The 14,681-nt window shown below is 65.8% G+C and carries 13 protein-coding genes; 8 read left to right on the top strand and 5 right to left on the bottom strand.

Going from position 1 to position 14,681, the window contains the following annotated elements:
- Positions 1-77: 77 nt before the first annotated feature.
- From mgtA to BLW48_RS32235, 3 genes are all read left to right on the top strand, one after another.
- On the top strand, positions 78-2,846 hold the full coding sequence (mgtA, locus tag BLW48_RS32245) for a magnesium-translocating P-type ATPase (protein WP_093179705.1): 2,769 nt from the start codon (positions 78-80) through the stop codon (positions 2,844-2,846).
- A 163-nt stretch (positions 2,847-3,009) separates the two neighbouring features.
- Complete coding sequence (locus BLW48_RS32240; protein WP_093058892.1) at positions 3,010-3,585, top strand: HAD family hydrolase; 576 nt, start codon at positions 3,010-3,012, stop codon at positions 3,583-3,585.
- A 32-nt stretch (positions 3,586-3,617) separates the two neighbouring features.
- Positions 3,618-4,334 carry an MgtC/SapB family protein gene (locus BLW48_RS32235; RefSeq protein ID WP_093179703.1) on the top strand — a complete coding sequence of 239 codons (717 nt, stop codon included), beginning with the start codon at positions 3,618-3,620 and terminating at the stop codon, positions 4,332-4,334.
- 7 nt (positions 4,335-4,341) lie between these two features.
- On the opposite strand, the gene BLW48_RS32230 is transcribed toward BLW48_RS32235, so the two are convergent.
- Positions 4,342-5,784, bottom strand: coding sequence for an NAD-dependent succinate-semialdehyde dehydrogenase (locus BLW48_RS32230; protein ID WP_093179702.1), 1,443 nt, complete (start codon positions 5,782-5,784; stop codon positions 4,342-4,344).
- A gap of 239 nt (positions 5,785-6,023) precedes the next feature.
- Here BLW48_RS32230 and BLW48_RS32225 point away from each other — a divergent pair, with 239 nt between their 5' ends.
- Positions 6,024-6,611 carry an LURP-one-related family protein gene (locus tag BLW48_RS32225; protein WP_093179700.1) on the top strand — a complete coding sequence of 196 codons (588 nt, stop codon included), beginning with the start codon at positions 6,024-6,026 and terminating at the stop codon, positions 6,609-6,611.
- Between the two features lie 6 nt (positions 6,612-6,617).
- Here BLW48_RS32225 and BLW48_RS32220 read toward each other — a convergent pair whose 3' ends face one another.
- The 3 genes from BLW48_RS32220 to xdhC form a co-directional block, all read right to left on the bottom strand.
- Positions 6,618-7,958, bottom strand: a complete 1,341-nt coding sequence (locus BLW48_RS32220; protein ID WP_093179698.1) for a glycerate kinase type-2 family protein — start codon at positions 7,956-7,958, stop codon at positions 6,618-6,620.
- A 77-nt stretch (positions 7,959-8,035) separates the two neighbouring features.
- Entirely contained in the window at positions 8,036-9,241 is a 1,206-nt protein-coding gene (locus tag BLW48_RS32215; protein ID WP_093058860.1) for a urate hydroxylase PuuD, read from the bottom strand.
- Positions 9,242-9,459: 218 nt separating this feature from the next.
- Positions 9,460-10,269 (bottom strand): xanthine dehydrogenase accessory protein XdhC, encoded by an 810-nt coding sequence (gene xdhC, locus BLW48_RS32210; protein ID WP_093179696.1) that lies wholly within the window; start codon positions 10,267-10,269, stop codon positions 9,460-9,462.
- Between the two features lie 56 nt (positions 10,270-10,325).
- On the opposite strand from xdhC, the gene BLW48_RS32205 reads away from it, so the two are divergent.
- Positions 10,326-10,823, top strand: a complete 498-nt coding sequence (locus BLW48_RS32205) for a hypothetical protein (protein ID WP_093179694.1) — start codon at positions 10,326-10,328, stop codon at positions 10,821-10,823.
- Positions 10,824-10,825: 2 nt separating this feature from the next.
- Here BLW48_RS32205 and uraH read toward each other — a convergent pair whose 3' ends face one another.
- Positions 10,826-11,176 carry a hydroxyisourate hydrolase gene (gene uraH / locus BLW48_RS32200; RefSeq protein WP_056519771.1) on the bottom strand — a complete coding sequence of 117 codons (351 nt, stop codon included), beginning with the start codon at positions 11,174-11,176 and terminating at the stop codon, positions 10,826-10,828.
- Between the two features lie 74 nt (positions 11,177-11,250).
- Here uraH and BLW48_RS32195 point away from each other — a divergent pair, with 74 nt between their 5' ends.
- Genes BLW48_RS32195 through uraD form a run of 3 tightly spaced genes read left to right on the top strand, consistent with a single transcriptional unit; the run spans position 11,251 to position 14,671 of the window.
- A complete protein-coding gene (locus BLW48_RS32195) occupies positions 11,251-11,925 on the top strand; it encodes a GntR family transcriptional regulator (protein ID WP_093058863.1) in 675 nt (224 codons plus the stop codon).
- Between the two features lie 8 nt (positions 11,926-11,933).
- Entirely contained in the window at positions 11,934-12,896 is a 963-nt protein-coding gene (gene puuE / locus BLW48_RS32190; RefSeq protein ID WP_093179692.1) for an allantoinase PuuE, read from the top strand.
- Positions 12,893-14,671, top strand: coding sequence for a 2-oxo-4-hydroxy-4-carboxy-5-ureidoimidazoline decarboxylase (gene uraD, locus BLW48_RS32185; protein WP_093179690.1), 1,779 nt, complete (start codon positions 12,893-12,895; stop codon positions 14,669-14,671). Before puuE ends, uraD begins: the two co-directional genes overlap by 4 nt.
- Positions 14,672-14,681 lie beyond the last annotated feature (10 nt).

Raw genomic sequence — 14,681 nt, 5'->3', positions numbered from 1 at the left:
GCAAAGGGTTGCTCCTGGCTGATTGAGGCCCGGAGGTTCTCCCTGGGCGGGCGGCGGCCGCCCCGAAGGAGAACCCCATGAAAAACGTCCTGAAGTCTTTCTTCGAAAGCTTCCTGCGCAGCCGCCACATGCTGCATCACTTCGAGCGCTGGCAGACGCTGCTGGGCTCGAAGCCCGTCGACACCGGCTCCTCCGTCCGCATGCCGCCCGACATCGCGAAGGCACTGGGCGCCGCCTCGCGCACCGATGCCGGCGAGATGCTGCTCAAGCTCAACAGTTCGCCGCGCGGCCTCAGCGAAGGCCATGCGCAAGTGCTGCGCAAGCGCCTCGGCAGCAACGAGGTTCGCCACGAGCAGCCGCTGCCCTGGTGGAAGCACCTGTGGCAGTGCTACCGCAATCCGTTCAACCTGCTGCTGACGGTGCTGGCGCTGGTCTCCTATGTCACCGAGGACATGAAGGCCACGCTCGTGATCGGCAGCATGGTGGTGCTGTCGACGGTGCTGCGCTTCCTACAGGAGTCGCGCTCCAACAAGGCGGCCGACCGGCTCAAGGCCATGGTGAGCAACACCTCCACCGTGCTGCGGCCTGCGCCGGGCTACAAGGCGGGTGCCGCTGGCGACGAGGGCTTCGACACCACGCACGCCGGTACGGTGCGCGTCGAAGTGCCGATGCGCGACCTGGTGCCGGGCGAGGTGATCGCGCTGTCGGCCGGCGACATGATCCCGGCCGATTGCCGACTGCTCACCGCCAAGGACCTGTTCATCAGCCAGTCCGCGCTGACGGGCGAGGCCATGCCGGTGGAAAAATTCGTCGTCGACCGCGGCGACCACGCGGCGGGCGTGCTCGAACGCGAGAACCTGCTCTTCATGGGCACCAACGTGATCAGCGGCACCGCTACCGCGCTCATCGTGCACACGGGCGATCGCACATTCTTCGGTGCGCTGGCGCAACGCGTGACAGCCACCGATCGCGGCACCAGCGCGTTCCAGGCAGGCATCAACCGCGTGAGCTGGGTGCTGATCCGCTTCATGCTGGTGATGGCGCCGCTGGTGCTGGTGATCAATGGCGTTGCCAAGGGCGACTGGTGGGAGGCGGCGCTGTTCGCGCTGTCTATCGCGGTCGGCCTCACGCCCGAGATGCTGCCGATGATCGTGACGGCCACGCTGGCCAAGGGCGCGGTCGTGATGTCGCGCCAGAAGGTGATCGTGAAGCGGCTCGAGGCCATCCACAACTTCGGCGCCATGGACGTGCTGTGCACCGACAAGACCGGCACCCTGACGCAGGACCGCATCGTGCTCGAGCGCCACACCAACGCCTGGGGCGAAGGCTCGGACCACGTGTTGCAGCTGGCCTACCTCAACAGCTTTCACCAGACGGGTCTGAAGAACCTGCTCGACAAAGCCGTGCTGAGCCATGCCGAGCTGCAACTCGAAACGCGTCTGCAGACGGCCTATCGCAAGATCGACGAAGTGCCCTTCGATTTCTCGCGCCGGCGCATGTCGGTGGTGGTGGCCAATGGCGACAGCGAGCACCTGCTGATCTGCAAGGGCGCGCTGGAAGAGATTCTGTCGGTATGCACCTCGGTCGAGCGTGGCGCTGAAGTGCTGGCGCTCGATGCGGAGGTGTTGGCGCGCATCCATCGCGTGGCATCGGAGCTCAATGCCCAGGGCCTGCGTGTGGTGGCCGTGGCCAGCCGTTCGCTGAAGACCGAGGCACGGAAGCCGGCCTACGGCGTGGCCGATGAGTCAGGGCTCACGCTGCTGGGCTACGTCGCCTTCCTGGACCCTCCGAAGGAATCCACCGCGCCCGCATTGCGCGCGCTGGCCGAGCACGGCGTGGCCGTGAAGGTGCTGACGGGCGACAACGAACTGGTCACGCGCAAGGTCTGCGCCGACGTGGGACTGGAAGTCGGCCGCATCGTGCTCGGCCGAGAGATCGAGGACATGGCCGATGCCGACCTGCGCCTGGTGGTCGAAGCGCACCAGGTGTTCGCCAAGCTCACGCCTGCCCACAAGGAGCGCATCGTGCACGCGCTGCATACCAATGGCCATGTGGTGGGCTTCATGGGCGACGGCATCAACGACGCGCCCGCGCTGCGCGCCGCGGACATCGGCATCTCGGTGGATGGCGCGGTGGACGTGGCCAAGGAGTCGGCCGACATCATCCTGCTGGAGAAGAGCCTGATGGTGCTGGAGCAAGGCGTGATTCAGGGGCGCCGCACTTTTGCGAACATGCTCAAGTACATCAAGCTCACTGCCAGTTCGAACTTCGGCAATGTGTTCTCGGTGCTGGTGGCGAGCGCGTTCCTTCCGTTCCTGCCGATGCTGCCGCTGCACCTGCTGGTGCAGAACCTGCTGTACGACGTGTCGCAGATCGCGATTCCGTTCGACAACGTGGACGAGGAGTTCCTGAAGAGCCCGCAGCGCTGGAACCCGGCGGACCTGGGCCGTTTCATGGTGTTCTTCGGCCCGCTGAGTTCGGTGTTCGACATCCTCACGTTCGCGGTGATGTGGTTCGTCTTCGCGGCCAACACGGTGGGCCACCAGACGCTGTTCCAGTCGGGATGGTTCGTCGAGGGCCTGCTGTCGCAGACGCTGATCGTGCATCTGATCCGCACGCGCAAGATTCCTTTCCTTCAGAGCCGCGCGGCATGGCCGCTGCTGATCATGGGTGCGGCGATTGCGGCGGTGGGCATCTGGCTGCCGATGGGGCCGCTGGCGCACTACTTCAAGCTGCAGGCGCTGCCGTTGATGTACTTCCCCTGGCTTGTCGCCATGCTGGTCGGCTATGCAGTGCTGACGCAGGCGGTGAAGGGGTGGTATGCGCGGCGGTATGGGTGGCAGTGATGTGCCTGTGCTGAAGGGACTGTTCGGGACGCGTGCGACTGTCGTGCTGGCCGATCAACCACGACTCTGATTGATCACATCGACAGGGTGCTCGCCCCCCCCGAAACAGCGCACAACGGTCGAATATGCTTTGTCTCCCAATGTGACGCAACCCGACATGCACATGACACCCAAGATCCGCAAACTTCTGGTGCTGGATCTCGACGAAACGCTGGTTCACGCCACGGAGAACGCACTCGGCCACGACGAAGATTTTCGCGTTGGTCCTTATCGCGTGCACTTGCGACCGCACCTTGCCGACTTCGTGAGCAACGTGCTCGCGCAGTTCAAGGTCGGTGTCTGGACTGCATCGGGCGAAAGCTACGCATTGCAAATCGTCGAGCGTATCTTCCCGAGCGGCACGCTGGAGTTTGTCTGGTCGAGCGCACGCTGCACGACAACGCGAGACTGGACGACGGGTGAGTACCAGAGCATCAAGAACCTGCAGAAATTGAAGTCCAAGGGCTATCCACTCGAATCGATCATCGCCGTCGACGACACGCCATCGAAGTACGCGAGGAGCTACGGCAATCTGGTGACGGTGCGCGAGTTCGTGGGCGACAGGAGCGATGCGGAGTTGCCGCTGCTGGCGACGTATCTGACGCACCTTGCGGACGTTCCGAATGTGAGGCGTATCGAGAAGCGCAACTGGCGTGAACACATCCAGCGGCATACCGGCATGACGCCGCCGGCCGATTGAACATCGACATCACAACAACAAGGAACCTTTCGATGCAAGCCATCCAGAACATCAACCTGCTCTCGCTGCTCGACACTTTCATCAGCGTCGCGGCCGCGTTCGTCCTCGGCTCGCTGATCGGCCTCGAGCGGCAGATACGGCAGCGCACCGCGGGCCTGCGCACCAACACGCTGGTGGCCGTGGGTGCGGCGGTGTTCGTCGACATGGCCAATCGGCTGCATGGCCAGGACGGGGCCGTGCACGTGGTGGCCTACGTGGTCTCGGGCATCGGGTTCCTGGGCGCGGGCGCGATCATGAAGGAAGGCGCCAACATCACGGGCCTGAACACGGCGGCCACGCTGTGGGGGTCGGCGGCGGTAGGCGCCTGCGCGGGCGCCGATCTGCTGGGCGAGGCGATGATCGCCGCGCTGTTCGTGCTGGCCAGCAACACGCTGCTGCGGCCGGTGGTCAATCGGATCAACCGTCGCCCGATCAGCGAAGAATCGAGCGAGGCGACCTATGCAGTGCGCGTGATCTGCTCGCGCGCGGCGCGGCCCGAGGTAATGGACCAGTTGCTGCTGCTCCTGGAAGCGGCGAACTACCCTGTGCGCGATGTCGACCAGCACGCCTTCGGGCCGGCCGACACGGAAATCGAGGCGACACTGTACGCCACCGCAGTCGAGCCGCTGGAACTCGACCAGGTGGTTGCCGAACTCGAAACGCTCGACGGCGTGCAGCAGGCGTTCTGGAACGCCTCCGCCGAAGACTAAGCGCCGATCAAACGCCCAGGATCGAAACGGCCTTGGTGTTCAGGTAGGCCTCGAGCGCTTCAGGGCCGCCTTCCGAACCGTAGCCCGAATCCTTCACACCGCCGAACGGCATTTCGGGCGACGGCGTGGCGGGCTGGTTGATCCACAGCATGCCCAGTTCGAGCTTCTGGCTCAGCAGGTGCGCGTTCTTGATCGACTTGGTGAAGGCATAGCCCGCCAGGCCGAAGGGCAGGCGGTTGGCTTCGGCGATCGCTTCTTCGAGCTTGTCGAAGCCGCGGATGGCAGCGATGGGGCCGAAGGGTTCGTTGTTGAACACGTCGGCGTCCAGCGGCACGTCGGTCAGCACGGTGGGGGCGAAAAAGTTGCCCGTGTCGCCGATGCGTTCGCCGCCGGCCGCCACGGTGGCGCCCTTCTTGCGCGCGTCTTCCAGCACATGGGCCATTGCGGTGAGGCGACGCGCGTTGGCGAGCGGGCCGATGGTCGTGCCTTCGGCGAGGCCGTCGCCGAGCTTCAGGCCTTCGGTGTACTTGACCAGCGTGCGGGCGAATTCTTCGCGCAGGCTGTTGTGCACCAGGAAGCGGGTCGGCGAGATGCAGACCTGGCCCGCATTGCGGAACTTGGCTGCGCCCGCAGCCTTGACGGCCAGCGCCACGTCGGCGTCTTCGGCCACGATCACCGGGGCGTGACCGCCCAGTTCCATCGTCACGCGCTTCATGTGCGAACCGGCCAGCGCGGCGAGTTGCTTGCCGACCGGGGTCGAGCCGGTGAAGGTGACCTTGCGGATGATCGGGTGGGCGATCAGGTAGTTCGAGATTTCAGCGGGGTTGCCGAACACCAGGCCCACGGTGCCGGGCGGAATGCCTGCGTCGACAAAAGCCTGCAGCAGCGCAGCGGGCGATGCCGGGGTTTCTTCAGGGGCCTTCACCAGGAACGAGCAGCCGGTGGCCAGCGCAGCGCCGAGCTTGCGCACGATCTGGTTGATCGGGAAGTTCCACGGCGTGAACGCGGCGACGGGGCCCAGCGGCTCCTTCAGCACGAGTTGCTGTGCGGCCAGGTTGCGCGAGGGCACGATGCGGCCGTAGACGCGGCGGCCTTCGTCGGCGAACCATTCGATGATGTCAGCGGCAGCCAGCGTTTCGCCCTTGGCTTCGGCCAGCGGCTTGCCCTGCTCTTGCGTCAGGAGCTTGGCGATTTCGGGGGCGCGTTCGCGGATCAGGCCGGCGGCGCGGCGCATGACGGCGGCGCGCTCGTTCGCGGGGGTATTGCGCCAGGTCTCGAAACCGCGTTGTGCGGCGGCCAGGGCGCGGTCGAGGTCGGCGATGCTGGCGTGAGCCACCTTGCCGATGGCCTTGCCGGTGGCGGGGTTCACGACGTCCAGCGTCTTGCCGCCGGTGGCGTCGACCCATTCGTTGTCGATCAGCAGGCGGGTGTCGGTGTAGGTGGCGGTCATGGCGAACTTTCCTTCGGGGACTGGATGATGAAAAGAAGAATGGGGAATTCTGGAGGTGCTGTGCGGCTCTGCACCCGAAAGGATGCGCCGACTTCAACGGCAGCCACAGGCCGCCGGGGGCATAGATTAACCCGAGTTCACAAACCCCGCCCGCCGGCGGTCACGGGCGAGGAACGGGGTCGTCATGCGCGCCGAACATAATCCCCGTCACACAAACACACAGAGGACGAGGGAAATCCATGCACGCAGCGCTGCGCAACAACCTGTTTTTCATCAAGGAACACGTCGGCATCTTCAAGGCCGCCAACAACTACGACATCTTCGACCCGAATTCGCAACAGAAAATTCTGGAGTGCCGTGAGCCGAACCTCGGCTTCTTCAGCAAGCTGCTGCGCTTCACCGACTACAAGCGCTTCACGCCATTCGACGTGGTGGTGTCGACACCCGAAGGGCAGAAGGTGCTGTCGATCAAGCGCGGCGTGTCCATCTTCCTGTCTAAGGTGCAGGTGCTCGACGGCAACGACCAGGTCGTCGGTTCGTTCAAGCAGAAGCTCTTTTCCATCGGCGGCAAGTTCGACGTGCTCGACGCACAGGAGCGGGTCGCCTGCACGCTCAAGGGCAAGTGGACCAGCTGGGATTTCCGCTTCGTGCAGGGCAGCACCGAGTTCGCTGCCGTGTCCAAGAAATGGGCGGGGCTGGGCAAGGAGCTCTTCACCACCGCCGACAACTACATGCTGTCGATCGACCCGGGCGTGCCGGCCAACGATGCCCGCCGCCTGCTGATCGTGGCGGCGGTGATGTGCATCGACATGGTGCTGAAGGAGTAAAGCTCCTTACAGCACCAGCAGCGCGCGGAAGTCGTTGACGTTGGTGTGGGTCGGGCCGGTCACGAACAGGTCGCCGATGGCGTCGAAGTAGCCGTAGGCGTCATTGCGATCGAGATGGTCCGACAGCTTCTTCCCGGCAGCGGTGGCGCGCGCCAGCGTGTCGGGCGTGACGAAGGCGCCAGCGTTGTCTTCCACACCGTCGATGCCGTCGGTGTCGGCGGCCAGCGCCCACACCTGTGGCTGGCCCATGAGCGCACCGGCCAGCCCCATGCAGAACTCGCCGGCCCGCCCGCCGCGGCCTTTGGCCTGGCCCGGCTGGCGTGGGCGGATCGTCACCGTGGTCTCGCCGCCCGAAAGAATCACGCAGGGCCGCGCGAACGGCTCGCCGCGGTGCGCCACGGCGCGCGCGAGCGCAGCGTGCACCTTGCCGACTTCGCGCGATTCGCCTTCCATTTCGTCGCTGAGGATGTGCGCCTCGATGCCGGCCTCGCGCGCAGCCTTGGCCGCCGCTTCGAGCGACTGCTGCGGCGTGGCGATCATGTGCGTCTCGTGGCCCTTGAACACGGCGTCGTGTGGCTTGGGCGTTTCGAGTTCACCGCTTTCGAGTTGCGCGCGCACCGGCGCCGGCACTTCGATGCCATAGCGGTCGAGGATGGCGAGCGCATCGGCGCAGGTGGTGGCGTCGGGCACCGTCGGGCCGCTGGCGATGACGGCTGCGTCGTCGCCTGGCACGTCGCTGATCGTCAGCGTCACCACGCGGGCCGGTGCACATGCTGCCGCCAGCCGGCCACCCTTGATGCGCGACAGGTGCTTGCGCACGCAGTTCATCTCGCCGATGCCTGCGCCGCTTTCGAGCAGTTGCTTGTTGATGCGCTGCTTGTCGGCCAGCGTCAGGCCTTCGGCCGGCAGCACCAGCAGCGATGAACCGCCACCCGAGATCAGGCACAGCACAAGGTCGTCGGCCGTGAGGCCCTGCGTCAGCGCGAGGATGCGCTCGGCGGCCTGCTGGCCTGCTGCGTCGGGCACGGGGTGTGCGGCCTCGACGATCTCGATGCGCTGCGGGACGCCTTCGGGCCGCGGCGGAATGTGGTCGTAACGCGTGACGACCAACCCCGACAGCGGCGCATCGGCCGGCCACAGGGCCTCGAGCGCCTGCACCATCGAGCCGCCGGCCTTGCCTGCGCCCAGCACCAGCGTACGGCCCTTGGGCGGCGGCGGCAGATGGGCGCCCAGCGTGGACAGCGGCAGCGCGCGGTCCACCGCCACACGGTAGAGATGTTCGAGGAAGGCGCGCGGGGCTTCGCGCGGATCGGGAGCGGGGCCGAAGGCGGGGTTCGATGCGGTCATTGCTGCTTTGTCTCCAATCCGGCGATTGTGCTGCGGACCGTGACCCGCCCTCTTGCCGCCGGTCAACTTCTGTCTGTCTAGTTGGTCTTTGCGCCAGCCTGGAACCAGCGGCTGATGAGGGCCCGCTCTTCGTCAGTGATACCCGTAGCGTTGTTCATCGGCATGATCTTCGTGACCACCACCTGCTGGTAGATCGCCTGCGAATGCGCGGCCACTTGCTCCGGCGAATCGACGCGCACGTTCTTCATCTGAACGGCCGCGCCGTGGCACATGAAGCAGCGCTGTTCGAGCACCTTCTGCACGTCCTTGAACGGAACGGCAGGCGCAGCGGCAGCCACCGCGGGGGCCGCCACGGGTTCAGGCTTCATCCAGACGATGGTCAGGCCCAGCACCACGATGCCGACCAGCGCATAGGGCAGCGGGTTGCCCGCATTGCCCAGCTTGAAGCGGTGCCGCACCACGAAGAACTGGCGAATGGCCGCGCCGCCGAGCATGATCAGCAGCAACACGATCCAGTTGTACTTGTGCGTGTACGTAAAGCTGTAGTGGTTGCTCAGCATCGCGAACAGCACCGGCAGCGTGAAGTAGGTGTTGTGCACGCTGCGCTGCTTGCCGCGCTGGCCGTGCACCGGGTCCACCGGCTTGCCTTCGCGCAGCGCCGCCACGTTCTTGCGCTGGCCGGGAATGATCCAGAAGAACACGTTGCCGCTCATGGTCGTGGCCATCATGGCGCCCACCAGCAAGAAGGCCGCGCGGCCCGCGAACCACTGGCAGGCCAGCCAGGTCGCGAAGGCGATGAAGATGGCGATCAGCACGCCGACGATGGTGTCGCCGTGCTTGCGCCGGCCGAAGATCTGACAGATGCCGTCGTACACCATCCAGAACACCACGAAGAAGGCCAGCGCCACGGCAATGGCGGCGCCGGGCTGCCAGTCCATCTTCGACTTGTCGATGAGGTACGTGCTCGCGTTCCACAGGTACGACATGGTGAAGAGCGTGAAACCCGTGATCCAGGTCGAATAACTCTCCCAGTACGACCAGTGCAGGTGGTCCGGCAGCTTCTTGGGCGCCAGCGCGTACTTCTGCATGTTGTAGAAGCCGCCGCCGTGCACGGCCCATTGCTCGCCGCCCACGCCCTTGTCGAGCGATTCCTGGTCCTGCGGCTTCTCGAGGCTGTTGTCCAGCATCACGAAGTAGAAGGAGGCGCCGATCCAGGCGATGGCGGTGATGACGTGGACCCAGCGCAGCAGCAGGTTGGCCCAGTCGAGGTAATAACTTTCCATATGCTTCTCTCTCAACCCGATTGGCGCGTGGGGGCACCAAGGAGGGGTTTCAGCCTGCTCACCACCGCGGGCGCTGTAAGCAGAGAAAGTGCCGCGAACGCAGGCTCCATGAAAAAATGGGCCTCGCTCCGCTGCGGCTTGTTGTGGACCGAAAGTGTATACAGTTTTGGCAAGGGACGGGGTTGTTTTTTAGGGCGTGGCCGCCGGGAAAACCCTGTTCAGCCCAGCGATTGCAACAACTGTGCCGCCACCGCCACGGCGATCACCTCGGGCTCCTTGCCCGTGATGCCGGGCACGCCGATCGGGCAGGTGATGCGGGCCAGTTCGTCGGCGGTAAAGCCACGCGCCTCGAGCCGATGGCTGAAAGTGGCCCACTTGGTCTTGCTGCCGATCAGGCCGACATAGGGCAAGTCGTTGCGCTCGCGCAGGCGCTTCAGGCAGGCGATGACGATGTCCAGGTCTTCAGCATGGCTGAAGCTCATGATGAGCACGCGGCTGCCCGGCACCAGCGCGGCCACGGCGTCCTGCACGGGTTCTGAATGTTCGGTGTCGATCTGTGCGGGCAATTCGTCGGGAAACACGCCGTCGCGGCTGTCGATCCAGCGCACCGCGAAGGGCAGCGCAGCCAGCAGCCTTGCCAGTGCGGCGCCCACGTGGCCGCCGCCGAACAGCGCCACGGGCTTGAGTTGCGCGACCAGTTCGCGCTGCAGCCTTGGCGCATCAGCGGCGGTGATGCGCTCGTACGACAGGAACATCACGCCGCCGCAGCATTGCCCCAGGCTCGGGCCCAGCGGGTATCGCTGGATGCCATCGAAGGGCTTGCGCGAGCCAGCCAGCATTTCGCGTGCTTCCTTCGTGGCCTGGAATTCGAGCTGCCCACCGCCGATGGTGGCCGTGAGCGCATCGGCCCACACCGCCATCCAGGTGCCGGCCTCGCGCGGCGCCGAGCCCTGCGTCGATTCGACGCGCACCAGCACCGCGTCTTCGTGGCGAAGACGTGCCAGCAGTTGATCGACCGCACCGCTCATCGTTGTCGATACCTTCGGTTGCCTGGCCCGTGAAGACTCACGGTATAAACCCGGCGATGAATCGCCAGCTTACGCCCCGCCGCCTTGCACTTGCTGCTTCCGTTCTTTCCGCCCTCTGGCTGGCCGGCTGCGGCAGTCCTGGCGCCGTGCCCGGCCAGTTGAGCAGCGCCTCCCCTTCCAACGCATCCGGCCGGGTGCCTCGTGCATCGAACGCCGCCACGGCGCGCGACTACCGCCGCGATGCGGCGCGCCACATCTACGAGATCAACCGCTCGCGCATCTACGGCGGGCAATTGCCGCCGATGCTCTATGCGGTCGGTACGCTGCAGGTGAACCTGGATGCGGGTGGCAAGGTGGTGTCGATGCACTGGTTGCGCGCGCCCCAGCATGCGCCCGAAGTGATCGCCGAGATCGAGCGTGCCGTGCTGCAGGCCGCGCCCTTCCCCGCCGCCACGCGCCTCGGAGCGGTCACGTGGACCGACACCTGGCTGTGGGACAAGAGCGGGCGCTTCCAGCTCGACACCCTGACAGAAGGCCAGCAACAAGGCGACTGACCTCAGGAGCCCCGGTACGTGGAGTAGCTCCACGGACTGACGAGCAGGGGCACGTGATAGTGCTGGTCGGTGTGCGCCACGCCGAAATCCAGCGACACCTTGTTCAGGAAGTTCGGCTCAGGCAGCTTGACGCCGCGAGCCTTGAAGTAACCCGCCACGTCGAACACCAGCCGGTAGGTGCCGGCCTTCAGCGAGTTGTTGTCGTACAGCGGGCCGTCGCTGCGGCCGTCCGAATTCAGCGTGAAGCGCTTCACCAGCGTCGCGGCGTCGCCGTCGGTGGTGAACAGCGCGACCTCCATGCCGGCTGCGGGACCGCCATGCATCGTGTCCAGTACGTGAGTGCTCAGGCCCATGGGGCGCTCCTTGAAATGGGTGCGGGAAATTCCGGTGGACAAAAGTGTATACAGTTACCGGCTTTGGGTCTATCATGAAAAACATGGAGTCCTCCACCACCCGTTCGATCGTCGATGCCCTCACGAAGGCCATCGTCGAGCACCGGCTTCAGCCCGGCACCAAGCTGGCCGAGCAGAAGCTGGCCGATCATTTCGGCGTCTCGCGCACGCTGGTGCGACAGGCGCTGTTCCAGCTGTCGCAGAACAAGCTCATACGGCTCGAGCCCGCACGCGGCGCCTTCGTGGCCGCACCGGCCGTCGACGAGGCCAAGCAGGTGTTCGCCGTGCGCCGCATGCTCGAAGCCGAGATGACGCGCGAGTTCGTGCGCACCGTCACGCCCGCCAAGATCAAGGCGCTGAAGGAGCACGTTGCGCTCGAAAAATCAGCCGTGTCGGGCGAAGACATCTCGGGCCGCACCGAACTGCTCGGCGACTTCCACGTGCGCATGGCCGAGCTCATGGGCAACCAGGTGCTGGCGCAGATCCTCGGCGAACTCATCTCGCGCTGCGCCCTCATCACGCTGATGTACCAGAGCGCCAGCGCGGCCGAGCACTCCAACGACGAGCACGCCGACATCGTGAAGGCGCTGGCCGCGCGCGACGAAGAGCGCGCCGTGCGCCTCATGACCGAACACCTGGAGCACGTCGAGGCCAATCTCACGTTCGACCGCAAGGTGCCCACCAACGACATCTCCCTCGCGCTGTCCTGATCCAAACCATGACCGTCTACGACACCACCCTGCCCTACCCGCGCGACCTCGTCGGCTACGGCCGCAACCCGCCCCACGCCCAATGGCCGGGCGGTGCGCGTGTCGCGGTGCAATTCGTCCTCAACTACGAAGAAGGCGGCGAGAACGCCACGCTGCACGGCGATGCGGGCTCCGAGCAGTTCCTCTCCGAGATGTTCAACCCGGCGAGCTTTCCCGACCGGCACATCAGCATGGAAGGCATCTACGAGTACGGCTCGCGTGCCGGCGTGTGGCGCATCCTGCGCGAGTTCGAAAAACGCGGCCTGCCGCTGACCGTGTTCGGCGTGGGCATGGCGCTTGAGCGCTACCCCGAGCTGACCGCCGCCTTCAAGGAACTGGGACACGAGATCGCCTGCCACGGCTGGCGCTGGATCCACTACCAGAACCTCGACGAAGCCACCGAGCGCGAACACATGCGCCTGGGCATGGAAGCCATTGAAAAGCTCACCGGCGAACGCGCCCTGGGCTGGTACACCGGCCGCGACAGCCCGCGCACGCGCCGCCTCGTGGCCGACTACGGCGGCTTCGAATACGACAGCGACTACTACGGCGACGACCTGCCCTTCTGGATGAAGGTGCAAAAGACCGACGGCACCGTGGTGCCGCAGCTCATCGTGCCCTACACGCTCGATTGCAACGACATGCGCTTCGCGCTGCCGCAGGGCTATTCGCACGCCGACCCGTTCTTCCAGTACATGAAGGACACCTTCGACGCGCTGTATGCCGAAGGCGACCCGAACGGCGACAACAGCCCGAAGATGATGAGCATCGGCATGCACTGCCGCCTGCTCGGGCGGCCGGGCCGCATCACGGCACTGCAGCGTTTTCTCGATCACATCGCACAACACGACCGCGTGTGGGTCTGCCGGCGCATCGACATCGCGCGCCACTGGAAGCAGGCGCACCCCTTTGAAGCCGGAGCCGCATCATGAGCCTCACCATCGCCCAACTCAACGCCGCGGTGCCGGCCGCAGCCGTCGCGCTGCTCGACGGCATCTACGAGCACTCGCCCTGGATCGCTCAGCGCGCGCTGGCCGCTCGCCCGTTCCGCTCGCTCGCGCACCTCAAGCATGCGCTGGTGCAGGCGCTGGCCGCTTCGTCGGCCGACGAGCAGATCGGCCTGATCCGCGCCCACCCCGAACTCGCCGGCAAGGCCATGGTCAGCAAGACGCTGACGGCCGAATCGACCAACGAGCAGAGCAAGGCCGGCCTGACCGACTGCACGCCCGAGGAGTTCGCAAAGATCCAGCAGCTCAACGCCGACTACAACGCGAAGTTCGGCTTTCCGTTCATCCTCGCGGTGCGCGGCCCGCGCGGCACGGGGCTGGCCAAGCGCGAGATCATCGACACCTTCGCGCGCCGGCTCTACAACCACCCCGACTTCGAACTCGGCGAGGCGCTGCGCAACATCCATCGCATTGCGGAGATTCGCCTCGACGACAAGTTCGCTGCCGACGTCACGCTCGGCAACGATGTGTGGGACTGGCAGGAACAGCTCTCGGTGCACACCGACCCGGGCTATGCCGAGAAAGGCCAGCTCACCGTCACCTACCTGACCGATGCGCACCGCGCCTGCGCCGCGCAGATCAGCGCGCTGATGCGCGACGTGGGCTTCGACTCGGTGCACATCGACGCGGTCGGCAACGTGGTGGGCCGCTATGAAGGCTCGACGCCCGGCGCCAAGACCCTGCTCACCGGCTCGCACTACGACACCGTGCGCAACGGCGGCAAGTACGACGGCCGCCTGGGCATCTTCGTGCCGATGGCCTGCGTGCGCGAACTCAAGCGGCAGAACAAGCGCCTGCCCTTCGCCTTCGAGGTGGTGGGCTTCGCCGAAGAGGAAGGCCAGCGCTACAAGGCGACCTTCCTCGGGTCGGGCGCGCTCATCGGCCACTTCGACCAGCGCTGGCTCGACCAGAAGGATGCCGACGGCATCACCATGCGCGAGGCCATGCAGCATGCGGGCCTGAAGGAAGAAGACATCCCGAAGATCCAGCGCGACCCGGCGCGCTACCTCGGCTTCGTCGAAGTGCACATCGAGCAAGGCCCGGTGCTCACCGAGCTCGACCTGCCGCTGGGCATCGTCACCTCCATCAACGGCAGCGTGCGCTACGTGGGCGAAGTGATCGGCATGGCCAGCCACGCCGGCACCACGCCCATGGACCGCCGCCGCGACGCCGCGGCCGCCGTGGCCGAGCTGATCCTCTACACCGAGCAGCGCGCCGCCAAAGACGGCGACTCGGTCGGCACCGTCGGCATGCTCGAAGTGCCCAGCGGTTCCATCAACGTGGTGCCGGGCCGCTGCAAGTTCAGCCTCGACCTGCGCGCGCCCAACAACGCGCAGCGCGACGCGCTGGCCACCGACGTGGTCAACGCACTGAAGGACATCTGCGAGCGCCGCGGCGTGCGCTACGAGCTCGAAGAGACGATGCGCGCCGCCGCCGCGCCCAGCGCACCCGCCTGGCAGCAGCGTTGGGAAAAGGCCGTCGATACGCTGGGCATTCCGCTCTTTCGCATGCCCAGCGGCGCCGGCCACGACGCGATGAAGCTGCACGAGGTGATGCCGCAGGCCATGCTGTTCGTGCGCGGCATCAACTCGGGCATCAGCCACAACCCGCTCGAATCGAGCACCAACGACGACATCCAGCTCGCAGTGCAGGCCTTCCAGCTGCTTCTGGAAAACCTCACCGCCGAACAAGCCCACTGATTCACAGAAG

It is taken from the genome of Variovorax sp. YR266 (assembly GCF_900107295.1).
In the GTDB taxonomy this organism is placed as follows: Bacteria; Pseudomonadota; Gammaproteobacteria; order Burkholderiales; family Burkholderiaceae_C; genus Variovorax.
Note: the sequence above shows the minus strand (reverse complement) of the source record. Positions and strands in the feature narration are given on the sequence as shown.